Annotated in this window: 16 protein-coding genes; 1 reads left to right on the top strand and 15 read right to left on the bottom strand. The window is 54.4% G+C overall.

Features of this window, described 5'->3' with window-relative positions; genetic code table 11:
• Positions 1-94 precede the first annotated feature (94 nt).
• On the bottom strand, positions 95-1,672 hold the full coding sequence (gene guaA, locus HV261_RS09175; protein ID WP_202038070.1) for a glutamine-hydrolyzing GMP synthase: 1,578 nt from the start codon (positions 1,670-1,672) through the stop codon (positions 95-97).
• A 63-nt stretch (positions 1,673-1,735) separates the two neighbouring features.
• Entirely contained in the window at positions 1,736-3,202 is a 1,467-nt protein-coding gene (guaB, locus tag HV261_RS09170) for an IMP dehydrogenase (protein WP_202038069.1), read from the bottom strand.
• A gap of 160 nt (positions 3,203-3,362) precedes the next feature.
• On the opposite strand from guaB, the gene xseA reads away from it, so the two are divergent.
• Positions 3,363-4,736, top strand: coding sequence for an exodeoxyribonuclease VII large subunit (gene xseA / locus HV261_RS09165; RefSeq protein WP_202038068.1), 1,374 nt, complete (start codon positions 3,363-3,365; stop codon positions 4,734-4,736).
• Here the strand turns inward: xseA and HV261_RS09160 are convergent.
• From HV261_RS09160 to HV261_RS09100, 13 genes are all read right to left on the bottom strand, one after another.
• Complete coding sequence (locus HV261_RS09160) at positions 4,733-4,948, bottom strand: zinc ribbon domain-containing protein (protein ID WP_202038067.1); 216 nt, start codon at positions 4,946-4,948, stop codon at positions 4,733-4,735. The genes xseA and HV261_RS09160 overlap by 4 nt on opposite strands.
• Positions 4,949-5,000: 52 nt before the next feature.
• A complete protein-coding gene (locus HV261_RS09155) occupies positions 5,001-6,083 on the bottom strand; it encodes a Gfo/Idh/MocA family oxidoreductase (protein WP_202038066.1) in 1,083 nt (360 codons plus the stop codon).
• 63 nt (positions 6,084-6,146) lie between these two features.
• A complete protein-coding gene (locus tag HV261_RS09150; protein WP_202038065.1) occupies positions 6,147-7,688 on the bottom strand; it encodes a peptide MFS transporter in 1,542 nt (513 codons plus the stop codon).
• 289 nt (positions 7,689-7,977) lie between these two features.
• Positions 7,978-9,450 (bottom strand): ribosome biogenesis GTPase Der, encoded by a 1,473-nt coding sequence (gene der / locus HV261_RS09145; RefSeq protein WP_137384789.1) that lies wholly within the window; start codon positions 9,448-9,450, stop codon positions 7,978-7,980.
• Between the two features lie 118 nt (positions 9,451-9,568).
• Complete coding sequence (bamB, locus tag HV261_RS09140) at positions 9,569-10,747, bottom strand: outer membrane protein assembly factor BamB (RefSeq protein ID WP_137384790.1); 1,179 nt, start codon at positions 10,745-10,747, stop codon at positions 9,569-9,571.
• A 10-nt stretch (positions 10,748-10,757) separates the two neighbouring features.
• Positions 10,758-11,378: a YfgM family protein gene (locus HV261_RS09135; protein ID WP_202038064.1), complete on the bottom strand. Its 621-nt coding sequence runs from the start codon at positions 11,376-11,378 to the stop codon at positions 10,758-10,760.
• Positions 11,379-11,391: 13 nt separating this feature from the next.
• The gene (gene hisS / locus HV261_RS09130) at positions 11,392-12,666 is read right to left on the bottom strand and encodes a histidine--tRNA ligase (RefSeq protein WP_202038063.1); all 1,275 of its coding nucleotides are present in this window, start codon (positions 12,664-12,666) and stop codon (positions 11,392-11,394) included.
• Positions 12,667-12,776: 110 nt separating this feature from the next.
• Positions 12,777-13,895, bottom strand: coding sequence for a flavodoxin-dependent (E)-4-hydroxy-3-methylbut-2-enyl-diphosphate synthase (gene ispG / locus HV261_RS09125; protein ID WP_202038062.1), 1,119 nt, complete (start codon positions 13,893-13,895; stop codon positions 12,777-12,779).
• Positions 13,896-13,921: 26 nt separating this feature from the next.
• Complete coding sequence (gene rodZ / locus HV261_RS09120) at positions 13,922-14,914, bottom strand: cytoskeleton protein RodZ (RefSeq protein WP_137384794.1); 993 nt, start codon at positions 14,912-14,914, stop codon at positions 13,922-13,924.
• Between the two features lie 284 nt (positions 14,915-15,198).
• Positions 15,199-16,365: a dual-specificity RNA methyltransferase RlmN gene (rlmN, locus tag HV261_RS09115; RefSeq protein ID WP_137384795.1), complete on the bottom strand. Its 1,167-nt coding sequence runs from the start codon at positions 16,363-16,365 to the stop codon at positions 15,199-15,201.
• A 290-nt stretch (positions 16,366-16,655) separates the two neighbouring features.
• Entirely contained in the window at positions 16,656-17,087 is a 432-nt protein-coding gene (gene ndk / locus HV261_RS09110) for a nucleoside-diphosphate kinase (RefSeq protein ID WP_202038061.1), read from the bottom strand.
• 138 nt (positions 17,088-17,225) lie between these two features.
• Complete coding sequence (pbpC, locus tag HV261_RS09105) at positions 17,226-19,538, bottom strand: peptidoglycan glycosyltransferase PbpC (protein WP_202038060.1); 2,313 nt, start codon at positions 19,536-19,538, stop codon at positions 17,226-17,228.
• Entirely contained in the window at positions 19,539-24,473 is a 4,935-nt protein-coding gene (locus tag HV261_RS09100) for an alpha-2-macroglobulin family protein (RefSeq protein WP_202038059.1), read from the bottom strand. It lies immediately after the preceding gene.
• Positions 24,474-24,536 lie beyond the last annotated feature (63 nt).

Genomic DNA, 24,536 nt, shown 5'->3' with positions numbered 1-24,536 from the left:
GATGTGCTTGCTGAAATTCGGGCAATAAAAAACCCTCTGTAAACAGAGGGTTTTTGCATAGCATCGGTTCAGAAACCGCTAACAGACAGGAATATTATTCCCACTCAATCGTCGCTGGCGGCTTACCGCTGATGTCATACACCACGCGGGAGATACCGTTAACTTCGTTGATGATGCGGTTGGAAACGCGGCCCAGGAAGTCATACGGCAGGTGCGCCCAATGTGCGGTCATAAAGTCGATAGTTTCTACAGCACGCAGGGAGACAACCCAGTCATACTTACGGCCATCGCCCATTACGCCAACGGAACGAACCGGCAGGAATACGGTGAACGCCTGACTGACTTTGTTGTACAGGTCAGCTTTGTGCAGTTCTTCGATGAAGATAGCATCCGCACGACGCAGCAAATCGCAGTACTCTTTCTTCACTTCGCCCAGCACGCGAACGCCGAGACCCGGACCCGGGAATGGGTGACGGTACAGCATGTCATACGGGAGACCCAGTTCCAGACCAATTTTGCGCACTTCGTCTTTGAACAGCTCACGCAACGGTTCAACCAGGCCCATCTTCATCTCTTTCGGCAGGCCGCCCACGTTGTGGTGAGATTTGATAACGTGCGCTTTACCGGTTGCCGAAGCAGCAGATTCGATAACGTCCGGGTAGATGGTGCCCTGCGCCAGCCACTTAACGTCTTCCAGTTTCAGTGCTTCTTCATCGAACACTTCAACGAACACGCGACCAATGATTTTACGTTTGGCTTCCGGATCGTTCTCGCCTTTCAGCGCGTCGAGGAAACGCTGTTCGCCTTCAACGTGAATAATGTTCAGACCGAAGTGATCGCCGAACATATCCATCACCTGCTGCGCTTCGTTCAGACGCAACAGACCGTTATCGACGAAGACACAGGTCAGGTTTTTGCCAATTGCACGGTGCAGCAGCATGGCGGTAACGGAGGAATCAACGCCACCGGACAGACCGAGGATCACTTTGTCATTGCCAACCTGCTCACGAATACGTGCAACAGCGTCGTCGATGATTTTTTCCGGCGTCCACAGCGCTTCACACTGGCAGATGTCACGCACAAAGCGCTCCAGCATGCGCATACCCTGACGAGTATGGGTGACTTCCGGGTGGAACTGCACGCCGTAGAAGCGTTTTTCTTCGTGCGCCATGATAGCGAACGGGCAGCTGTCGGTGCTGGCAACGGTCACGAAACCTTCCGGAATCGCAGTCACTTTATCGCCGTGGCTCATCCATACGTCCAGCAGCGGTTTGCCTTCTGCAGTCAGGGAGTCTTCGATACCGCGGACAAGCGCGCTATCGGTCTGGACTTCAACCTGTGCATAACCGAACTCACGCTCGTTAGAACCTTCAACATGTCCACCCAGTTGCATTGCCATGGTCTGCATGCCATAGCACACGCCAAAGACCGGCACGCCAGCATTGAACACGTACTCTGGTGCACGTGGGCTGTTTGCTTCGGTGGTACTTTCCGGACCACCGGAAAGAATAATACCGCTTGGGTTGAATTCGCGAATTTGTGCTTCCGTAACATCCCATGCCCACAGTTCACAGTAGACGCCCAGTTCACGAACGCGACGTGCAACCAGCTGAGTGTACTGCGATCCGAAATCGAGGATGAGAATGCGATGTTTATGAATATTGTCTGTCATTGACGCTAATTCCGAGGCAAGTGAAACAAATTCGCCCGGCATAGAGCCGGGCGCGGAAACTTATCAGGAGCCCATGCGGTAGTTAGGGGACTCTTTGGTGATGGTCACATCGTGAACGTGACTTTCCTGGATACCCGCACCGCTGATACGGACAAATTCAGCTTTCGTGCGCAGCGCGTCGATAGTACCACAGCCGGTCAGGCCCATACAGGAGCGCAGGCCGCCCATCTGCTGGTGAATGATCTCTTTCAGGCGACCTTTATACGCCACGCGACCTTCGATACCTTCCGGAACCAGTTTGTCAGCCGCGTTATCGCTCTGGAAGTAACGGTCAGAAGACCCTTTGGACATCGCGCCCAGGGAACCCATTCCACGGTAAGACTTATAAGAACGCCCCTGGTACAGTTCGATTTCCCCCGGAGACTCTTCGGTACCTGCCAGCATAGAACCCACCATGACGGCAGCAGCACCGGCAGCAATCGCTTTCGCGATGTCGCCAGAGAAACGAATACCGCCGTCGGCGATAACCGGAATGCCTGTCCCTTCCAGTGCTGCAACCGCATCGGAAACGGCGGTAATCTGCGGAACGCCCACACCGGTAACGATACGAGTAGTACAGATGGAACCAGGACCGATACCGACTTTAACCGCGCTACAACCTGCTTCGGCCAGCGCACGCGCGCCTGCACCCGTGGCAACGTTACCGCCGATGATCTGCAGATCCGGATATTTTGCACGGGTTTCGCGGATACGCTGCAGAACGCCTTCAGAGTGACCGTGAGAGGAGTCGATCAGCAGAACGTCAACACCGGCGGCAACCAGCGCATCAACACGCTCTTCATTACCTGCGCCTGCACCAACCGCAGCACCCACGCGCAGACGACCATGCTCATCTTTACAGGCGTTAGGTTTACGTTCTGCTTTCTGGAAATCTTTTACAGTGATCATGCCGAGCAGATGGAAGCTGTCATCAACGACCAGTGCTTTCTCAACACGTTTTTCGTGCATTTTGGCAAAAACAACATCACGCGCTTCACCTTCGCGTACGGTAACCAGACGCTCTTTCGGCGTCATGTAAACGCTAACCGGCTGACTGAGGTCGGTAACAAAGCGTACGTCACGACCGGTGATGATACCGACCAGTTCGTTGTCTTCCGTTACCACCGGGTAGCCTGCAAAACCGTTACGCTCGGTCAGTTCTTTCACTTCGCGCAGCGTGGTGGTTGGCAGTACGGTCTGTGGGTCAGTCACCACGCCAGATTCGTGTTTTTTCACGCGACGAACTTCTTCCGCCTGGCGCTCGATGGACATGTTTTTGTGGATAAAACCGATGCCGCCTTCCTGAGCCAGAGCAATTGCCAGGCGCGCTTCCGTCACGGTGTCCATCGCTGCAGAGAGCATAGGAATGTTCAGGCGAATGGTTTTCGTCAACTGCGTGCTGAGGTCAGCTGTATTCGGCAGAACGGTAGAATGAGCGGGAACGAGGAGGACGTCGTCAAACGTCAGGGCTTCTTTAGCGATACGTAGCATGGGCAATATCTCACCTGAGAGGTTATTAAATATTGCCGCGGCATTATACAGAGCGTAACCGATTGCATCCACACTTTTTTGCAAAAAAACCTTGCGCTCCTCGGTGAGCATGTTACTTTCGATTGAATAACCTGCTGATTTAGAATTTGATCCCGCTCACATGTTATCCTCTCAGACCACCTCAATTTTTACCGTAAGCCGCCTAAACCAGACGGTTCGCCTGCTGCTTGAGCAGGAAATGGGACACGTGTGGATCAGCGGTGAAATATCGAATTTCACCCAGCCCTCTTCCGGCCACTGGTATTTCACGCTTAAAGATGACACCGCCCAGGTACGCTGCGCGATGTTCCGCAACAGTAACCGCCGGGTGACCTTCCGCCCGCAGCATGGGCAGCAAGTGCTGGTACGCGCCAACATTACGCTGTACGAGCCGCGCGGTGATTATCAGATTATCGTTGAGAGCATGCAGCCGGCGGGTGAAGGCTTATTACAGCAGAAGTATGAACAGCTAAAAGCCAAATTACAGGCTGAGGGGTTGTTCGATCAGCAACATAAACAACCGTTGCCCTCACCGGCCCATTGCGTCGGGGTGATTACCTCGAAAACCGGGGCTGCGCTGCACGATATTCTCCACGTGCTAAAGCGTCGTGACCCATCCCTGCCCGTTATTATCTACCCGACCGCGGTCCAGGGCGACGATGCGCCAGGACAAATCGTTCGCGCCATTGAGCTGGCGAATGCGCGGGACGAGTGCGATGTCTTAATCGTCGGCCGTGGCGGCGGATCGCTGGAAGATTTATGGAGCTTTAACGACGAACGCGTGGCGCGGGCAATCTTTGCCAGCCGCATTCCGGTAGTAAGCGCCGTCGGCCACGAAACAGATGTCACGATTGCCGATTTTATTGCAGATTTACGGGCGCCTACGCCATCAGCTGCGGCGGAAATTGTCAGCCGCAATCAACTGGAACTGCTGCGTCAAATTCAGCATGGCCAGCAACGTCTGGAAATGGCGATGGACTACTACATCGCCAACCGTACTCGTCGATTTACCCAACTTCATCACCGTTTGCAACAGCAACATCCGCAACTGCGTCTGGCCCGTCAGCAGACAGTGCTGGAGCGACTGCGCCAGCGGATGAATTTCGCACTTGAGAATAAGATTAAGCAGGCCAATCAGCGCCAACAGCGCGTAAGCCAACGCCTGAGCCAACAAAACCCACAGCCGCGCATTTATCGGGCGCAAACCCGTATTCAGCAACTGGAGTACCGTCTGGCAGAGAATATCCGCACACGTTTAAGCGCACAGCGAGAACGCTTCGGCAATGTGGTGACACATCTTGAAGCGGTGAGTCCTCTCTCTACACTCGCTCGTGGTTATAGCGTCACTACCGCGACGGACGGCAAAGTGCTGAAGCAGACGAAACAGGTAAAAACCGGGGATGTGCTCACTACCCGCCTGTCAGACGGTTGGGTAGAGAGCGAAGTGAAAGGCGTAACGGCGGCAAAGAAAACGCGTAAAAAAAAGCCAGATTAAACCGGCACAAATTCCACACGTTTCTTCGAAATCAGACCATGACCATTCTGACAGAAGTAATCCACCGCTCCGCAGGCTTTTAATACCTGGAGCGGTTGATGGCACTCCGGACAGCGCACTTCTAACGGAATATCTTTTTTGCAGTTTTCACAGTGCGCCACACCGTTTTGCGGTTCCAGTTCAGCGTGACAATCCGGGCAGTTCATTGACATGGTGACTCCTATAAAGGGCGTTCAGCTCGGCACTAATTTTACCACGATACGCTTAGTGTGGGCCACGCAGCTGTTGCTGTAGGATCAGTAATCGTTCGACCTCCTCCAGTCTGCGCTGCGTTGTGCTCCTCACCTCCTGTGGGCTGCGTTCAAACAGGCTTTGCGCCCCCAGAATATGCTCCGCCAGACAATGGGCATAAATCGTGCCGGGAAGCCTCCAGCGACGCACAGCATCACCGTCAATCAATTCAAGCATATCCCCGGCGCCGCGCCGGTCATGGCTGATGATACAACCATCGCTCAGATACAGACGCAAACCTTTTTGCCCGCCAGTTGGCCCCGCGTATTTATTCAGCCAGATATCCAGCGGTATACCGCTAATCTGTCCCTGAAGATGAGCTTCACCCTCTGCCGTAGTCAGATCACCACGGGAGATATCACGCCCCAGGCGGTCTTTCGCGGTTATCACCTGCAGCACCATCTCATCACTTCCCCCGAGGTAGCGAACCGTTTCACGCAACATAGCCAGCACGTGCGTACCTATATCCAGAATCACGCCATCCGGATGGCGAAGCTCGCGCGTATCCGGCTCGCCGGTGGCAAAGTTGAGCGCGATAGGTTCCCCGGCGGTGTTAAACCCGCTTGGCTCCTGCAAGAATCCTTCAATTTTAACAATGTCCGAAACGTGGGAAACCAGTGCCGGTTGCGGGTTATCGCCCTGCCACTGCGCCCCGAGTTTGCCCAATGCCAACTGCATTGCGCCATTACGCGCCATCCAGTGGTCTAGCGCCAGTACGCGATCAGCAACGCCGGGTTGAGCCAGCAGCATTTTCAGTTTTTCAATTTGGGAAAGCGTGGCGACAATCGGTTTTTCGACCACGATACGTGCGATGGGAGCGGCCAGCGCCTGTTCCAGCACCTCAAGATGGTGCAGGGATGCGGTGGTGATAAACAGGGTATCAAGCGGTGTGGCAAGAAGTTCAGCGAGCGATGCGCAGCGTGTCACATCTGCAGGCTGTTTTGCGGGTTGCACATCAAATCCCACACAGCGGAGTGAATCACCGAACATGTGGCGTAATGCGGGCAAGTATGCCGTTTCAACCACCGCGCCAAGCCCCACAAACCCTAACAGCATACGTTTACCTCGTTGATTGAATTGCCGGAGCAGAATGCCCGCCCCGGCAATGTCGAGGTGTTATCAGGCGCTGGTAACCGGTTTAGTCTGCGCATTCTCCAGCATACGGCGTACCGGAACAATGAGGACTATCAGTACCGCAGCACAGATTATCAACGCGATGGAACAACGTGCAAACAGATCCGGCAGCATATCCAGCTGGTCGGCTTTCACGTGGCCGCCAATCAAACCTGCAGCCAGGTTACCCAGCGCACTGGCACAGAACCACAGCCCCATCATCTGACCGCGCATTCTTTCCGGAGCCAACAGCGTCATCGTCGCCAGGCCAATCGGACTCAGACACAGCTCACCAAGCGTCAGCATCAGGATGCTGCCCACCAGCCAGAAAGGCGAAACGCCAGCACCACCGTTACTGAGAACGTTTTGCGCTGCCAGCATCATCAGACCAAAGCCTGCAGCGGCACAGAGAATACCGATAACAAATTTAGTGATACTGCTCGGGCGAATGTTCATACTCGCCAGCTTCGGCCACGCCCAGCTGAATACCGGGGCCAGCAGAATGATAAACAGCGCGTTAATCGACTGGAACCAGACTGCCGGGATTTCAAAATCGCCGATCATACGGTTAGTGTAGTCGTTAGCGAACAGGTTAAACGACGTTGGCTTTTGCTCAAATGCCGACCAGAAGAAAGCAGCGGAAACCAGCAGGATAAAGCAGACCAGCAGTCTGGCGCGCTCTTTGCGGTTCAGACCGGCAAAGACAAACAGGTAGATGAAGTAGAGGGCTACGGATGCCGCAATCACATACACCAACACACTGGCTACCGCGACCGGGTTAATCACAATCACACCTTGAGCAATCAGGGTAACAATGACCGCCACACCTACCGCCAGCGCCAACAACCACGTGCCTACGCCCTTTCTTTTGACTACCGGACTGTTCCAGGTAGAGTCCAGCCCGACTTCGCTGTCGTAGCGCTTCATCGCCGGAACAGCAAACACGCGGAAGATAATTAATGCGACCAGCATCCCGATACCACCGATACCAAAGCCCCAATGCCAGCCATGAGATTTAATCAGCCAACCGGAGATCAACGGAGCAATAAAGGAGCCCATATTGATACCCATGTAGAACAGCGAGAAACCGCCATCACGACGCGCATCGCCTTTTTTATACAGCGTCCCGACCATCACCGAGATACAGGTCTTGAACAGACCAGAGCCGAGCACGATAAACATCAGGCCGATAAAGAACAGGTTGTCACCCATGATGGCAGAGAGCGCAATCGACAGATGGCCGAGGGCAATCAGGATAGAGCCATACCAGACAGCTCTTTGCTGACCGAGCCAGTTATCCGCCAGCCAACCGCCCGGCAGCGCGGCAAGATACATCGTACCGGCAAAGATACCGACAATCGCCGACGCATTTTCACGCGCCAGCCCCATACCGCCGTCATAAACGGTAGCAGCCATAAACAGGATCAGTAACGGACGAATGCCATAAAACGAAAAACGCTCCCACATCTCAGTGAAGAACAATGAGCCGAGCGGATAAGGATGACCGAAGAACGTTCGGCTTTCTTTTTGATTAACAGAGGATTGCATAATTCTCCCGAAAAGATATGTCGTGTGCTTGTAAACACCGTGATGTACGCCGGCCAGTTACGTAGCTGGTCGATTTTTTACATACGGCGAAGAGTTATTTAACCATTTGATAACCTGACAGTAGTTTTGTCTAGTACCAACCGGGTGACTTTAAGATGAAAATTCGACAATTGTCTACTTTCTTAGATTTAAACTTGGTAAAAAGCGAATAGTCATTGACAGCAAACAGACAGGTACAGGCGAAAAAAAGCCCGCGATTTACGCGGGCCTCTATCAGCATCAGCAACGATTACTTGCTTTTTTTGATGTGTTTTATCAAACGCTTACGCTTACGCATCTGCGTTGGTGTCAGCGTATTACGTTTGTTCGCAAACGGGTTTTCCCCTTCTTTGAACTGAATACGGATTGGCGTCCCCATGACTTCCAGTGATTTGCGGAAGTAGTTCATCAGATAGCGCTTGTATGAATCCGGCAGGTCTTTCACCTGGTTACCGTGAATCACCACAATCGGCGGGTTATAACCACCGGCATGGGCATACTTAAGCTTCACACGACGACCACGCACCAGCGGCGGCTGATGGTCTTCTGCCGCCATGGTCATGATGCGGGTCAGCATCGCGGTGCTAACGCGGCGGGTTGAGCTGTCATACGCTTCGCGCACGGATTCGAACAGGTTACCTACACCGCTGCCGTGCAGCGCGGAGATAAAGTGAACGCGGGCAAAGTCGATAAAGCCCAGACGGAAGTCCAGCGTCTCTTTTACCTGTTCTTTCACTTCCTGCGTCAGGCCGTCCCATTTGTTGACGACAATAACAAGTGAGCGCCCACTATTGAGGATAAAGCCCAGCAGCGAGAGGTCCTGATCGGAGATCCCTTCGCGTGCGTCAATCACCAGCATCACCACGTTGGCATCTTCAATTGCCTGCAACGTTTTGATTACGGAGAATTTTTCTACCGCTTCGGTAATTTTGCCGCGCTTACGCACGCCCGCGGTATCGATGAGCACATATTCGCGCTCATCGCGCTGCATCGGAATATAAATACTGTCACGCGTGGTCCCCGGCATATCGTAAACCACAACGCGGTCTTCACCGAGAATACGGTTAGTCAGTGTGGACTTACCTACGTTCGGGCGCCCGACAATCGCCAGTTTGATGGGCAGATCCTGCGGATTGAAATCATCTTCAGGCTCTTCTTCACCGTTTTCTTCGGCTTCCAGTTTCGCCCAGTATTCCGCATCTTCATCTACCTCTTCCTGCGGTGCGACATCATCCATCCAAGGCAGCAGAACGTGCTCCAGCAGGCTGAGGACGCCACGACCATGGGACGCCGCGATGGGGTAAATTTCGCCCAGCCCCAGTGAATAGAAATCGACAACCGCCTGATCCGGATCGAGTCCGTCAGTTTTGTTGGCGACCAGGAACGTCGGTTTCTGGCGCGCACGCAGATGCTTGGCAATGGCTTCATCTGCCGGCATCAGGCCAGCACGCGCGTCCACCATGAACAGCACAACGTCTGCTTCTTCGATAGCCAGCAACGACTGCTCAGCCATACGGGTTTCAACACCGTCTTCGGTGCCATCAATACCGCCAGTATCGATGCAGATAAACTCGCGGCCTTCAATTTCCGCACGACCGTACTTACGGTCACGAGTCAGACCCGGGAAATCCGCAACCAGCGCATCTCGGGTGCGAGTTAGACGGTTAAATAACGTGGATTTGCCAACGTTAGGGCGCCCGACAAGCGCGACCACAGGTACCATGTTTAAAGCCTCATTTAAAAAATCATCAGACAACGGACGCTATTTTTGCGCCATTGTTAAAAACAGTAAAACGGCCCCTGCACCAGGAGCCGTTTTTCAAAGCGGGCGGCCAGGACGATTAACGCGTAATGGAGTACAGCGTACCGTCTTTCGCCTGGATCAGCAGTTTACCATCAGCAGAAACCGGCTCGGTCAGGAAACCTGAGCTGTCGACCTTCTGCTGAGCGACAAAGCGACCATCTTCAACGTTAATCCAGTGCAGGTAGCCTTCGCTATCGCCTACGACCAGGTTACCGTTATACAGAGCCGGAGACGTCAGCAGACGGTGCAGCAGATCGCTTTGCGTCCACAGCGTCACGCCGCCATCGGTCGTCAGCGCCAGCACACGGTCATTCTGATCAACCAGATAGATACGATTACCATCAACGATGAAATCATTCACCGAGCCGAGCTCACGTTTCCACATGATCTGGCCGCTGCGCAGATCCAGCGCCGTCAGGTTACCATTATAAGCCAGCGCGTAAACTACGCCATTGACGATAACCGGCGTGGTATCGACATCACTCAGACGATCGATTTCGGTTGGGCCAGTGGCCTGAGAGATACGCTGCTGCCAAATCATCTGGCCCTGCTGCATCAGTACGGCACTTACGCGACCATTATCGCCACCCACAATCGCTGCGCCAAAGGCGGTCGCCGGAGCGGATTCACCACGTAAGGAAAGTGATGGCATGTCGAGGTTTACGGTCCATTTGATGGCGCCGTCAGCTTCGTTCAATGCCTGCAACTGACCATTACTGGTGTGGATCAATACCACGCCATCGCTCACCACCGGGCGAGACAACGCTTCACCGGCAACTTTCGTTTGCCATGCGGTTGTACCGTCACTGGTGTTAAGCGCATAAACCTGTGCTTTTTCGCTGCCAATATAAACATGGCCGCCCGACACGGTTACACCGCCAGAAAGCTGAGCAGATGCACGGGAGAACCAACCGTCTTTCTCACCCAGATTAACAGACCAGACTTCTTTGCCGTCGTCTGCGTTCAGCGCTTTCACCACACCTGCGCGATCGGCTGCATAGACCACGTTATCCGCCAGTGCAGGATGAAGGTTTGAATAGAAATCGCCAATACCGTTGCCTACAGAAGTGCTCCAGGCAGTAGACGGAGTAAACTGGTTTTCAACCACCGGTAACGGGGACATCTTAACGACATCTTCTTCGCCACTAAACAGTGAACAGCCGCTCAATAGGGTAACGGAAAGCAGCCCTGGCAGAAGTAATTTACGCAATTGCATCGGGTCCCTCTCAGATGGACAAATTATTGATTTTCATCTGCATCATTTCGCTCAGAGCAGGAGAGGCATCGCTTTTCACACCCGCTTCCCATGCGCTACGCGCACCTTGTTTGTCGCCTTTGCTCAGCAACGCTTCACCACGCAGATCGGCCACAATTGCCGCCCACCCTTCACCTTTAATGGTATCGAGTGTTTTCAGCGCGGTATCAGCCTGCTTAAGCTGAACCTGAACACGAGCAAGACGCAGATTAAGCACCGCTTTAAGATTCTCATCGCTGGTGGCGGCCAGGCCTTGTTGTAACTGGGCCGCGGCTTTCTCTAGTTCGTTTTGGTCAACAAACTGCTGTGCCAGTTCCATTGACGCTAACGCGCCATAGGTGTTTTTGTTTTCCGCTGCAAATTTCTCTGCGGCAGGAATGCTATCAGGCTTACCTGCGCTAACCGCAGCCACCGTATTTTGATATGCCAGAGAAGCAGAGCGTGCGGACTCCGTCTGATGACTGGTCCAGTAACGCCAGCCGACCAGCGCGCCAACCCCTAAAATGACCCCAACAACCAGCGCTTTGCCATTTTCAGCAAAGAAGCGTTTTACCGCATCAACCTGGTCGTGTTCGTTCTCGTAAATTTCCACGCTGTCCTTCTCCTTAGCCCAGTAGAGTGCGCAAATGCGTGGCAACGCTATCCTGCGCTACTGCCGTTTGCTCACCAGAGCGCAAATCCTTCACTACAACGGTACCGTCAGCCACTTCGGACTCACCCAGTACCAGTGCAACGCGGGCGCCCCACTTATCGGCGCGAGCAAACTGTTTCTTAAAGTTGCCGCCACCGTGGTTAGTCATCAGTTTCACACCGGGAACGTCATCACGCAGACGTTCAGCAAGCCGCATCGCAGCCGACTGCGTATCCGCACCTGAAGCCACCAGGTATATATCGACAACAGGATCTGCGTTAAATTCCGGATTAACTGCCTGAACTAACAAAACAAGTCGTTCCAGGCCCATAGCGAAGCCTACCGCTGGCGTGGCACGACCGCCAAGTTGCTCAACCAGACCATCATAACGACCACCGGCACAGACGGTACCCTGTGAGCCCAGGCTGTTGGTTACCCACTCAAATACGGTGCGGTTGTAATAATCGAGACCACGAACCAGACGCTGATTAACGGTATAGGCAATACCTGCGGATTCCAGCAGTTTGCACAGACCCGCAAAATGTTCGCGAGAATCATCATCAAGATAGTCACCCAGTGCCGGGGCATCGTTCAGCAGCGCCTGCACCTCCGGGTTTTTGGAGTCGAGAACGCGCAGCGGGTTGGTGTACATGCGGCGCTTGCAATCTTCGTCCAGTTTTTCTTTGTGCTGTTCCAGGTAGGCGACCAGCGCATCACGGTAGTTAGCACGAGCTTCAAGCGAACCAATAGAGTTCAGCTCAAGGCTAACATGCTGGGAAATACCCAGTGCACGCCACCAGCGGGCAGTCAGCATAATCAGCTCAGCATCAATGTCCGGGCCTTGCAGACCAAACACTTCGACACCCAACTGATGGAATTGGCGATAACGACCTTTTTGCGGACGTTCGTGGCGGAACATCGGCCCGATGTACCACAGACGCTGTTCCTGATTGTACAGGAGACCATGTTCGATGCCGGCGCGTACGCAGCCCGCAGTGCCTTCAGGACGCAGGGTCAGGCTGTCGCCATTGCGGTCCTCAAAGGTATACATCTCTTTTTCAACGACGTCGGTCACTTCACCGATCGCACGTTTGAATAACGGGGTCTGCTCTACAATCGGCAAGCGGATTTCACTGTAACCGTAGCTGCCGAGCACGTTTTTAAGAGTGCCTTCAATGCGCTGCCAGATGGCGGTTTCGCCAGGCAGATAATCGTTCATGCCGCGAATGGCTTGAATGTTTTTTGCCACGTTTATTCTCTTTATGGATATAAAAATGAACCCTCAGCGCTACCCCGGATAATACGGGCGCCATGCGGGTTCAATCATACACGGGAAGCACGCCGCTTCCCATCACGTTATTATTTTTCAAGCTGCTGCACGTCAATGCGTCGCGCTTCGTCGAGGATACTCGCTTTGGCGCGAATACGGGCTTCGAGCTGCGTGATCATGTCGTCGTTATCGATTCTGTCTTTACGCACGCCGTCTTCATACAGGCCGCTTTTCTTGTTACCGCCCGTAACGCCCAGCGTAGAAACCAGTGCTTCGCCAGGACCGTTTACCACACAACCGATGATCGAAACGTCCATTGGCGTAATGATATCTTCCAGGCGTTGCTCCAACGCGTTAACCGTGCCGATAACGTCGAACTCCTGGCGTGAGCAGGTTGGACAAGCGATGAAGTTGATCCCGCGCGCGCGAATGCGCAGCGATTTCAGGATATCAAAGCCCACTTTGATCTCTTCGACCGGATCCGCCGCCAAAGAAACGCGCAGCGTGTCGCCGATCCCTTCAGATAACAGCAGGCCAAGGCCGATCGCGGACTTCACCGAACCGCTACGCAGGCCACCGGCTTCGGTGATCCCCAGATGCAGCGGTTGATCGATCTGTTTTGCCAGCAGACGATAAGATTCTACGGCGAGGAAAACGTCAGACGCTTTCACGCTGACTTTGAACTGATCGAAGTTCAGGCGATCGAGATGATCCACATGACGCATCGCGGATTCCAGCAGCGCCTGCGGCGTCGGCTCACCGTATTTTTCCTGCAGGTCTTTTTCCAGCGATCCGGCGTTTACACCAATGCGGATAGGAATGTTTTTATCACGAGCGCAATCCACCACCATGCGAATACGCTCTTCGTTACCGATGTTACCTGGGTTGATACGCAGACAATCGACACCGTATTCCGCCACTTTCAGCGCAATACGATAATCAAAGTGAATATCGGCAACCAGCGGGACATTAACCTGCTGTTTGATAAGCTTGAACGCTTCTGCAGCATCCATTGTCGGTACAGAGACGCGAACAATATCTGCGCCTACACGTTCCAGCGCTTTGATCTGATTAACCGTCGCTTCCACATCCGTGGTCCGCGTATTGGTCATAGACTGTACAGCGATGGGAGCCCCATCGCCGATCGGCACGTTCCCAACGTAAATGCGTGTCGATTTTCTACGTTGAATTGGAGCCTGATTATGCATTAAAAAATCTCCCGCATTGCCGTCTGTTACTGAGCCGGTGATTGTTCGGCATTAACGGTCAGACGCGCAACCTGGTTAGTTCTGATAAAACGACTCAGGTCGACAGGTTTACCCTGGAACTGAATCTGCACTGCCGCCGGAGCGCCAATTTTTAGTTTGTACGGCGCCTGACCGGTCAGATTCAAATTGCCATCTTTACGCTGCATGCCGCTAAACAGTTTTTTACCGGTTGCGTCGGTCACTTCCAGCCAGCAATCGGCGGTAAAGTTCATCACCAGCGCGTTAGGATCGGCAGCCGGCGTTGTTACACCCGCCTGGTCAGTCGGCAGTGGTGCAGCTGTCGCGGGTGCTGTGGGTGTGGTCGTTGCAGTATCAACATTGGCCTGAGACGGAGCCACAACGGCGTTTTGATCTGCGCCAGGCGCCGGGGTCGCTGCGGTATCCGGCGTTTGAGCGGCATCAGCCACTGCGCCATCATCCGGAGCCGGTGTACTGTCCTGGCTTGCAGCGGCGCTGGTATCCAGCGGCACGCTCTGCGCGTTATCTTTACCGGCATTCAGTTCAGCAGAAGATTGATCGGCCATCGTGGTGATCTCTTCCTGCTGCGCTTTATGGTTCTGCCACCACCAGGCACCGGTCAGTCCGACAACGACAAACAGTACCAGCCAGGTAAAGGTCATTAGCCAGCCGTCACGCTTCTTGCGGCGCTTACCGAGCGAAAAACTCTGCATCGGCGCAACTTTGGCAGGGCGAATCGGAGCCTGTTTTTCCAGCCCTGGCAACAGTTCTTCTTCAGGAATATGCACCAGACGCGCATAAGAACGGATATACCCGCGCAGGAATGTTGAAGCGAGATCGGCTGGTGCCTTATCTTCTTCAATATCGCGTACCGTGGAGACCTTCAGGCAGAGTCGTTCCGCGACCACCTGTTGGCTGAATCCGAGTTGTTCACGGGCATTGCGCAGACGAACGCCGGTGGATAGTGCTTCATTTTTGTCGTGCGTGGCTTCAGTATTCATTCGCTACAGCTGCGTAAATTTGGGTTCTGGCGCCGGCGAGCCACAATGCTCACCCACACCGCGAAACATCTGGTCAGTTAACCTTCGTCAGACAGTATAAAACGGTCAGACTATCTATGACAAAACAGCGTAAACCTAAGGGCTAAACGCTTGTTGCACCGCTACATACTGCCTTAAAGTCGACTAAAACGCACCGTTATTATTGTTCAGACGACGACAACAAAGGACCTTATATAACTTACATTGCACTACGGTACATTATTTATACCGTAGTGCATTCGGCATCAAACGGTTTTGATATCGATAGCATCGCCCTGCATACGCTTGCGCAGAGTACGCTTGGTACGGTCGATAACATCTCCCGCCAGCTGACCACAGGCTGCATCGATGTCATCACCACGTGTTTTACGCACGATGGTCGTGAAACCATAGCTCATCAACACTTTAGAGAAACGATCGATACGACTGTTAGAGCTACGGCCATACGGCGCGCCCGGGAACGGGTTCCACGGAATCAGGTTGATCTTACACGGCGTATCTTTCAGCAGTTCTGCAAGCTGATGCGCATGCTCAGTGCCATCGTTGATGTGGTCCAACATCACATACTCGATGGTCACGCGGCCCTGGTTCGCATTGGATTTCTCCAGATAGCGGCGCACTGCCCCGAGGAACGTTTCGATATTGTACTTTTTGTTGATAGGCACAATTTCGTCACGAATTTCATCATTTGGCGCATGCAGAGAAATCGCCAGTGCGACATCAATCATATCGCCCAACTTATCCAGCGCAGGGACAACGCCTGAGGTGGACAGCGTAACGCGACGCTTGGACAACCCGAAACCGAAGTCATCAAGCATAATTTCCATCGCCGGAACGACGTTAGTCAGGTTAAGCAGTGGCTCCCCCATCCCCATCATCACCACGTTGGTGATGGGACGTACGCCTGTGGCTTTCACCGCGCCGACGATTTTCGCCGCACGCCAGACCTGACCAATGATTTCCGACACCCGCAGGTTACGGTTAAAGCCCTGCTGCGCCGTAGAGCAGAATTTACACTCTAATGCACAACCAACCTGTGAAGAAACACACAGGGTCGCGCGATCGTCTTCCGGGATATACACCGTTTCAACGCGCTGATCGCCAACCGCGATGGCCCATTTGATAGTGCCATCAGAAGAACGCTGCTCTTCCACCACTTCCGGGGCGCGAATTTCAGCCACTTCTTTCAGTTTGTTGCGCAGCACCTTATTGATGTCAGTCATGTCATCAAAATTGTCGCTGCAATAGTGGTACATCCATTTCATGACCTGATCGGCACGAAACGGCTTTTCGCCCATCTCTTTGAAGAATTCGCGCATCTGCTGACGGTTCAGATCCAGCAGGTTAATTTTTCCATTTTTATTTGGAACCGCAGCAATGACGACTTCAGAGGTGTTAACTAATTCAGACATAATTTTTTCCGGCCTCGTTGTTACACGTTATGGCCCGTGGAGGGTTAAAAAGAAACGCCCCGGTAAGCGGTCTGCTCTTTCGGGGCGTTGCATTGTACAAAGTCTGGCGCAGGGATGCCACGTTTGCACGAAGCATTAGCGAAAATAATATGTAAATCGCTAATTCATCTCCAAAGGATTTCGCGTCGCAGGAAGGCGGCAAGTTCGAGCATCCCCGGGAGCATAGAAAACTATGTGACCGGGGTAAACGAACGCAGCCAACGCATCTGCGACGTGAAAGACGCGGGAGATTAGCGAGTGCGCGGGCAAACCTCGCCTTCACCAAAGAAATAGGCGATTTCACGGGCTGCGGATTCAACGGAATCGGAACCGTGGGTACCATTCTCGGTGAAGCTGTCCGCGTAGTCGGCACGCAGCGTACCGGCCAGCGCATTTGCCGGATTCGTTGCGCCCAGCAGATCGCGATGACGCTGTACGGCATTTTCGCTTTCCAGTACGGAAACAACGATTGGACCGGAGGTCATGAATTCAACCAGGCCATCAAAGAACGGTTTGCCGTCGTGCTCAGCATAGAAGCCACGCGCCTGCTCAACGCTCAGGTGCAGCATTTTAGTACCGACAATTTTGAACCCTGCAGCTTCGAAGCGCGCAAAGATGCTCCCAATAACGTTTTTTGCCACCGCGTTTGGTTTGATGATGGAAAAAGTACGTTCAATAGCCATGATTACCTCTGAAAAAAGATGTTCTGTTATGGTTTACCTGGCGCGGATTATAAAGAGCATCCTGGCCGTTGACTATTGACGAAGGTAACATTTCTTTAAAATAAGATGATTTTTAGCAACAAACTATCTCAACCTGGTCTATTGCAAAGAAAATCTCACCGTCGCCACCTGTCCCGCGTCATCCATCACCAGCAGTTGGTAATCCCCTTTTACAGTGAGTCGCAGGGTAAGATGACGCCCACGATCATCGAGCCGTTCACCGTTAAGGAACCACCAGCGCTCACCTGTCCCACCGCTGGTTTGCACCGGTAATGAAGCCTGCTGCATACCGGGTAAACGTTTCACAATCGCGCCATCGCGCACACCTGTCAACTGCAGCGGTAATGTAGCATCCTGCCCCAGCGGCGGACAGATTGCAGAAACCGGCGGTAACCTCGCCCCCCGACGCTCTGATTCCGGCAGCCAGGGTTCCAGCGGCAATGGCCAGACGACTAATGTTTGCTCACGCGCCTGCGAGCAATCCGCTGCAACGCGTTTTCCCTCATCGTCCAGCCAGACAGGAAAACGAATGCCACTCACGCCTTCTTGTTCGGGTAATAACAACGTTGGCGGTTGGCTACCGTCCAGTAGCCAGGTGGCTAAACGACGGCGACAGTTACCATCACCCTCCGGCAGAGATTGTCCGCCAGGCCAGCACACCACACCGCGGCTAACTGAATCAGGACGAGGATCCTCCGGCTGAGCGCTTCCCCGCGCCAGCAGCATATTATTCACCTGATTTAAAAGAGGGACGGCGCTGGCAAAACCAAACTGCCCGACCACCGGCGTACCGTCGGGTCGACCGGTCCAGATACCTATCACATAACGTGAATTCACGCCGATTGCCCATGCGTCACGATAGCCATAACTGGTGCCCGTTTTCCATGCCAGCGGAACCACTCTACTCAGCGCGTTATCCGGAAGAGGTTGCGCTTCATCAGCCATAATCCGGCGAATAATCCACGCCGCACCTGCGGACATCAACGGACGCTCCAGCAGTGGATCTGTCGGCTGCAAACGCAGTTTTCCCGCCTTACCATGACGGGCAAACGCACTGTATGCCGCCGCCATATCTTCCAGTCTCGCCCCCGCGCCGCCCAGGATCAACGACAAATTCGGCGCGGCCCCTGCGGGTAAGTACAACGGCAAACCCACATTACGCAATTTTGCGGCAAAACGCTTCGGGCCATAGGCTTCAAGCACCTGCACGGCGGGTAAATTGAGTGAACGCACCAGCGCTTCACTCATGCTCACCGGGCCATGAAAACCACTATCAAAATTCCCTGGGCGATAATCCCCGGTGCGACGCGGCACGTCCTGCAGCAACGAAGCCGGGTGAACCAATCCGTCATCCAGCGCCAGGCCATAAACAAATGGCTTCAGCACCGATCCCGGAGAACGAATCGCGTTCACCATATCCACATGACCAAAGCGGGAGTCGTCATTCATATCTACCGACCCCACCCAGCCACGCACGCTCATATCGGTATGATCAACCACAATCATCGCCAGCGAAGTGCGCGCAGGAAGCCGTCCCTTCCAGTTTTGCGCCAGCTCTTCCAGTTGACGTTGCAGCCCGGCATCCAGCGTGGTCACTATTTTGTCACTGCGGCTTTGTCCCAGCATCATGCGCGAGAATAAGGGCGCTAACTGCGGCATCTGTCTGGGAGCCAACCAGACCGGTTCTTCGCGAGACTCCTGTACCTGCTTCGCGGGCCAAATCCCCTGCGTCGCCATACGCTCAAGCACTTTATTGCGCGCAGCTTCGGCGCGATCTGGCCAACGATCCGGACGCAGACGACTCGGCGCCTGCGGCAGCACGGCCAGCAGCGCGGCATCGGAGTAGCTCAATTGTGCGGGCGATTTTCCCAGATAGGCCCAACTTGCTGCCCCCACCCCCTGAAGCGTGCCGCCAAACGGCGCACGGTTCAGATACAGCGTCAGGATATCGCGCTTGGAAAGGTGCCACTCCAGTTGCATTGCGCGCCAGAGCTGGCGGAACTTACCGCCAAAGGTGCGAGGATGAGGGTCAAGTAATCTTGCGACCTGCATGGTGAGCGTACTGCCGCCCGAAACCACGCGTCCGGAGGAGAGATCCTGCCACGCTGCGCGCAGCACCGAAAACGGATTAACACCAGGATGTTTCCAGAACCAGCGATCTTCGTAATTAATTAACGCGTCGAGGTAGCGGGGCGAGACCTCATCAATTGTGACCGGGTAACGCCAGATACCGTCCGCATCGGCAAAACGCCATAGCGGTGTACCATCGTATGCCACCACGACACGCGCAGGATCGACTTCATGAAGCGGCAGCGGCCAGATTTTATCTGCCGACCAAACCGCCGCCACGAGTAATAGCATAACGGCGGCCAGCCAGAGCCAGCAGCCGCGTTTCCCCAACCCGCGCATCATTTACGGTCTGACAATCAAAAGTCCCTCTGCCGTACCGGTCGCACGCCACTGCGGAACATACATTGATTCCACCTGCGGCACAGGAATCTGATAGGTCCCCGGCGTTACCGCCCGCGCCAGATACACCAGCGTGACCGGTTGCCCTTCGTTGACTGCCACCGCGGCGACAAAACGGTCGTCGCGGAACTCCACATGCTGAATATCCGCCTGCTGCATCTGATTAAGCAGATTCGCCACTTCGCTGCCGCTATCCTGCAGACTGGCGCTGCCGTTGGCCAGATTCTGGTTTTCCAGTTCCAGCCCGGCGGGCAGCAGATCAACGACTAACGCATCAGGCACGTTCTGGCTGGCTTTTACCGTCAGCCAAACCAGCACCAGTTCGCCGCTGCGCAGAGAGTCCAGCGATTTGCTGCGACCATCCAGTCCCAGGATCTGACGTTCAATATGCAGGACATTGCTGGCAGGCGTCGGCGGGTTTTGCGGGTAACCACTGACATCCAAACGCAGCCATAGTGGCAAATTGCCGGTGTTGGTGACGCTCAGCGTAGACAGTGTGTCGGCATCCAAATTGCGGGTTAGCGATTTTTCACCTGTCAGAGGCTGTTCGGCAAGTGACGTCTGCGCCTGCCACGTGCCAGGTAAATCCTGTAGCGTACGCGCGGCAAGGAACAACGCATTATTTTCCTGAGTCGAGAGCCAGCGCTGGCCAAATGCCTGTTCTGACAACGTGTTCAGCAGCGTATTCTGCACCTCAGGTTTGAGCTTGTTCTCTTCGAGCAAAGCCAGCATCAACGCGTTATCCCGTAACGCACTGCCGTAATCCGCCATCCACTGCTGCGCGTCGCTGCGTGGTGTATTCAATGCCAGCGTCAACGCCTGTTCACTGCGATTCGCATCCCCCATGTTTTTCAGCGCAATACCCAGTTGCAGCAGCGGCAAACCAGACGCCGCATGTGCACGACGCTCCCAGATTTCGCGCAGTGCGCCGAGCGGGGCTTTCTGCTGGCGAGCCAGCACCAGTGCTGCGTAAGCCTGTACTGCAAAGCGGCTTGCTGAGGTATCGTCGGTATAGCGAATCGACATCATGCCCGGATCCTGCAAATAGCGCAGCAACCGTTCATTCCCCCGGTTAATCACCTCTGTCGGTACGCTATAACCTTGTTCGTTTGCCCGGACGAGGAAGTCCATAACGTAGGCCGTCAGCCAGTACTCTTCCGGCCCGTTCTTGTCCCACAATGCAAACCCACCGTTATCGCGCTGCATCTGCAGCAACCGGGAGATGCCAATCTCTACTGCCGCACGGCGTTTCTCATCGCTGTCGCCCGCTATGCCCAACGCTTTCAGCTGCGCGGCGTTGGTGTATAACGACGGGAACAGTCCGCTGGCGGTTTGCTCGAGGCAACCGTAAGGATAGGCTTTCAGTTCACGGATGTAGCGCGCCAGATTTAGCGGCGGCTTACCGCTGAACAACAGTTGCCCCTGCATCGTCGCAGGGGAGAAATTGGTCAGTTCTTCGCCCGGAAGCTGCCAGGTTGCGCCCGGCTGAAGTGCGACACCGTTATTAACGGTTTGCGCCGGGAACGCCGGACGCACGCCAATCTTCCACTGTTTATGCTGAACAGGCAGCGTTTCACCCGGTAAAGTCAGACCACTAATTTCTGCCTGAATTTCGCCATCACCAAATCCCTCCCGTGATCGCACCGGAACAAACAGCGTGGTGCGTACGCCTGGCGCCAGATTCACGGGTGCCGGATCTTGCCCCATCAGCTCCAGTAAACCGCTGGCGGCAAGCTTGATATTCAGCCTTTGCGGTTTGTCTGTCAGGTTAGTCACATCCAGCGTCAGTCGCGACGTATCCCCCCCTGCCAGGAAGCGTGGGGTATTCAATTCAGCAATCACTGGGGCGGCAACGATCGCTTTACTTTCGCCGCTGCCAAAGTCATCCGCCGTCCAGGCCTGCGCCATTACCCGCAGCTCGCCGTTGAAATCCCCAATCGGCAACGTCACCGTGCCTTCGCCCTGCTCGTTAAGCGTGACCGGCAACGCCTGTTGCGCCACGATATTGACGTGATTGACCGGTGGCTTACCGCCGCGTTTTAATTCATCGCCATCACCACCAAAGCGCAGCGCCGCCAGACGCCCCTGCCCTTCGATTACCTGGCCGTAAATATCATAAATATCCGCGCCATAGCGTTTTTGCCCGAAAAATGCCTGCCACGGGTCTGGCGTGACGTAATCCGTAATATTCAGCACCCCGCTGTCAACGGCAGAGACCAGCACGTTAACCTGTTTTGGTACGTCGCCATTTTTGACGCTGGCCTTAATCTTGACGGTCAACGGCTGATTCGGGCGTATTTTCGCCGGGTTTTCCAGCGCCAGCGCCAGCCGACGGTTTTCATCGCCTAACGGCAAATGCAGTAAACCGACCGCCCGTTTTGGCGTTGCCGAACGGGACTTGTCGCCAGGGCGAATCACCAGCGCACTGAGATACAAATCGTGGCGATTCCAGGTTTTATCGATCGGGATGGAGATATCGAGACCATCCGCCGGTACGTCTATTTCTTGCCACCACAGCGGACCTTCGCTGGATTCAACCATCGCATAACCTTTGCCAGCAGCAGGAGCGGCAACGTGCAGGTTCATGGTATCGCCGGGACGATAGCTGGGTTTATCCAGTTTCAGCGTCACGCGATCGGGACGCACGGCCCCGCTGCCGTCGCTGTTATCCTGCCAGCTATAACCCGCCCAGAAGCGTACGCTGCTCACTGCGTCATTCGGGGCTTTTACTTCCAGACGATAAGCGCCCCACTCTACCGGGAAGCTAACTTTACCGGTTTCATCGGCCTTAAGATCCAGGGTCTGCTCACCCTCAACCAGATCTTTTTGGTCGAACTGTGATTGCCAGCCCTCGCCATCAGACCAGTTCCAGTAATAATCCCGACGTTCGCGAATCAAACGCACCTGCAAACCGGTTACCGCTTTTTTCCCGCCTTGCGCATCGGCATATACGATATCGAAAGCGGCATTGCTGTCTTCATCAACGATGGGCTGATTCACGGTGGTATCAGTGCGGTAGTCATACACGGCTTTCGCCGCAAACTGCGGACGAATACCCGGCAGCGTGTCCGCAGGCCAGATAGCTTGTTCTGCCCGACGGGTCACCGGACGGCCGCCCGACTCCAGCAGGCTGGCCTGCAAAATGACCTGCAGCGGCGAATGCGTTTCTTGCCACTGGCTACTGGCAATGACCTCGCCACGACCTTGTTCATCTAACGTAAGCTGAACTTCATCGAGACTACGGGACAGGTTTTCCTCAGCAATATTACCAAACTGGAACCCAGGCAGCGCCTGCACCGCTTCACGCAGTGGCCGCAGGAAAAGCTGGCCTTGCAGGGCATTACCATTGGCAGGTGCGCCGTACAGGTAGTAGCCCACAACGGAAAACTTCACTTCATCAGCAGGAGCTACCGGAATCTTATTGGCGGAGAGATTGAGCGCCATCCGCTCCGGCATAAAGTCTTCGACGTGGAAATCCCACATCCGCGACTGGTTATCACCGGTATTAGCCCGAATATGCCACATGCCAGTTGGCGCACTGCTGTCCAGCAGCCAGCTAAAGCTGTACAGACCGTTCTCTGGCTGGCTAACCACCGAGCGTAACACTTGTCCGTCGGGCTTCACGACCTCCAGCTTCACCGGCTGGTCGGGCAACGTTTTGCCATCGCTGTCACGCAGTAATCCGTTGAGGATCACCGTTTCACCAGGGCGGTAGAGGTCACGGGGACCAAACATAAAGAACTGTTTGCTGTATCCCGGTGCGCCAGCAATATCAAACTCGGCCAGATCCAGCGCCGGGAGCTTCAGATCCAGCAGCGTGGTTTGCCCGTCTTTGCGGGCCAGCAATAAGGCCGCGTCTTTATCAGTCTCCAGTTTGACATGACCCTGCGCGTCGCTGGTGGCTTGCGCCAATGTCTGCCCTTTCTCATTGAGTAAGGTGATATCAATCCCTTGTTGCGCAGCACCGTTTTCCAGGCTTTGTGTGAAAACATCCAGTTGGTTGTGGTAACGGTGGACAGAGACACCGATATCGCTGAGCGTAAACAACGTTGCGGCATTGCTGTAATTGTAATGCCCGGCCTGATTCATCACCGCCACGTACACGCCCGCCTGCTGCAGCGGCTTGATATCGCTCAGCGGCAGCAGCAGTTTCTCTCGGGTGTTACGCGCCGGATTGAGGTCAAAGCGACCGGTATACACCAGTTCCGCCATTTTCAGCAGGTTATCGGATTCCCAGTTTGCCAACGAATTGCGGTATTCCCACTGGCTGACAAACGCGCCGAGCGATTCAGGTTTCACGCGAAAGAAGTTCACATCTACGCTATTGACGTTCAGCGTCATCACCGGTAATCCTTCGATCACTTTGCCCGGCAGCAGCGAGCCACGACTGGCAAACCCTACGCTTGGCTGAACATCGCGGGTGGTAATATTTTTTTCATACTCAATACCAAACGTCGCTTTATTCAATGCCAACAAGTCACGCTCAATGGTGACCACCAGCTCGCGGTTGGGTTCAAGGTGGCGTAAACGCAGCTCTTTCAGATTCGGCGCCAGCTCCCAGGCCCCGTCCACTTTGCCGCTTTTTTTATCGACAACATGCACGACGCGGGAAAAATCTTGTTCGGGATTGAGAGGAATAGAGAAAGTCAGGACCAGGGTTGCTGCGCCATCAAGCTGAACTTCAGAAGCATCCAGCAGTGTGAGCGACTTGCCCTGACTTTGTTGCATCAGCTTGTGTAATTGCGCCGGATCTTTTGCCGGTGCGCTCTGCGGGGCTGGCGCATCATTTTTCGCCGCTGTTAACGGCTTATCGTTATTATTATCGCACCCTGCCAGGGCCAGCATCAGCATGCAGGCCGCTACGCCAATATATTTCATTTTTCATCCCTGGCCGCAGTGGCCTGTTAGCTACGTAGTACAACTATTATGCGTCAGATTTCT

It is taken from the genome of Citrobacter sp. RHBSTW-00671 (genome assembly GCF_014103415.1).
Classification (GTDB): domain Bacteria; phylum Pseudomonadota; class Gammaproteobacteria; order Enterobacterales; family Enterobacteriaceae; genus Citrobacter.
The sequence above is the reverse complement of the archived record's forward strand: the minus strand, read 5'-3'. Positions and strand labels throughout refer to the sequence as shown.

Bases quoted from the DNA above. Each gene is read 5' to 3' on its own strand.
- guaA (WP_202038070.1), bottom strand. From the start codon at position 1,672: ATGACAGACAATATTCATAAACATCGCATTCTCATCCTCGATTTCGGA.
- guaB (WP_202038069.1), bottom strand. From the start codon at position 3,202: ATGCTACGTATCGCTAAAGAAGCCCTGACGTTTGACGACGTCCTCCTC.
- xseA (WP_202038068.1), top strand. From the start codon at position 3,363: ATGTTATCCTCTCAGACCACCTCAATTTTTACCGTAAGCCGCCTAAAC.
- HV261_RS09160 (WP_202038067.1), bottom strand. From the start codon at position 4,948: ATGTCAATGAACTGCCCGGATTGTCACGCTGAACTGGAACCGCAAAAC.
- HV261_RS09155 (WP_202038066.1), bottom strand. From the start codon at position 6,083: ATGCTGTTAGGGTTTGTGGGGCTTGGCGCGGTGGTTGAAACGGCATAC.
- HV261_RS09150 (WP_202038065.1), bottom strand. From the start codon at position 7,688: ATGCAATCCTCTGTTAATCAAAAAGAAAGCCGAACGTTCTTCGGTCAT.
- der (WP_137384789.1), bottom strand. From the start codon at position 9,450: ATGGTACCTGTGGTCGCGCTTGTCGGGCGCCCTAACGTTGGCAAATCC.
- bamB (WP_137384790.1), bottom strand. From the start codon at position 10,747: ATGCAATTGCGTAAATTACTTCTGCCAGGGCTGCTTTCCGTTACCCTA.
- ispG (WP_202038062.1), bottom strand. From the start codon at position 13,895: ATGCATAATCAGGCTCCAATTCAACGTAGAAAATCGACACGCATTTAC.
- rodZ (WP_137384794.1), bottom strand. From the start codon at position 14,914: ATGAATACTGAAGCCACGCACGACAAAAATGAAGCACTATCCACCGGC.
- rlmN (WP_137384795.1), bottom strand. From the start codon at position 16,365: ATGTCTGAATTAGTTAACACCTCTGAAGTCGTCATTGCTGCGGTTCCA.
- ndk (WP_202038061.1), bottom strand. From the start codon at position 17,087: ATGGCTATTGAACGTACTTTTTCCATCATCAAACCAAACGCGGTGGCA.
- pbpC (WP_202038060.1), bottom strand. From the start codon at position 19,538: ATGATGCGCGGGTTGGGGAAACGCGGCTGCTGGCTCTGGCTGGCCGCC.
- HV261_RS09100 (WP_202038059.1), bottom strand. From the start codon at position 24,473: ATGAAATATATTGGCGTAGCGGCCTGCATGCTGATGCTGGCCCTGGCA.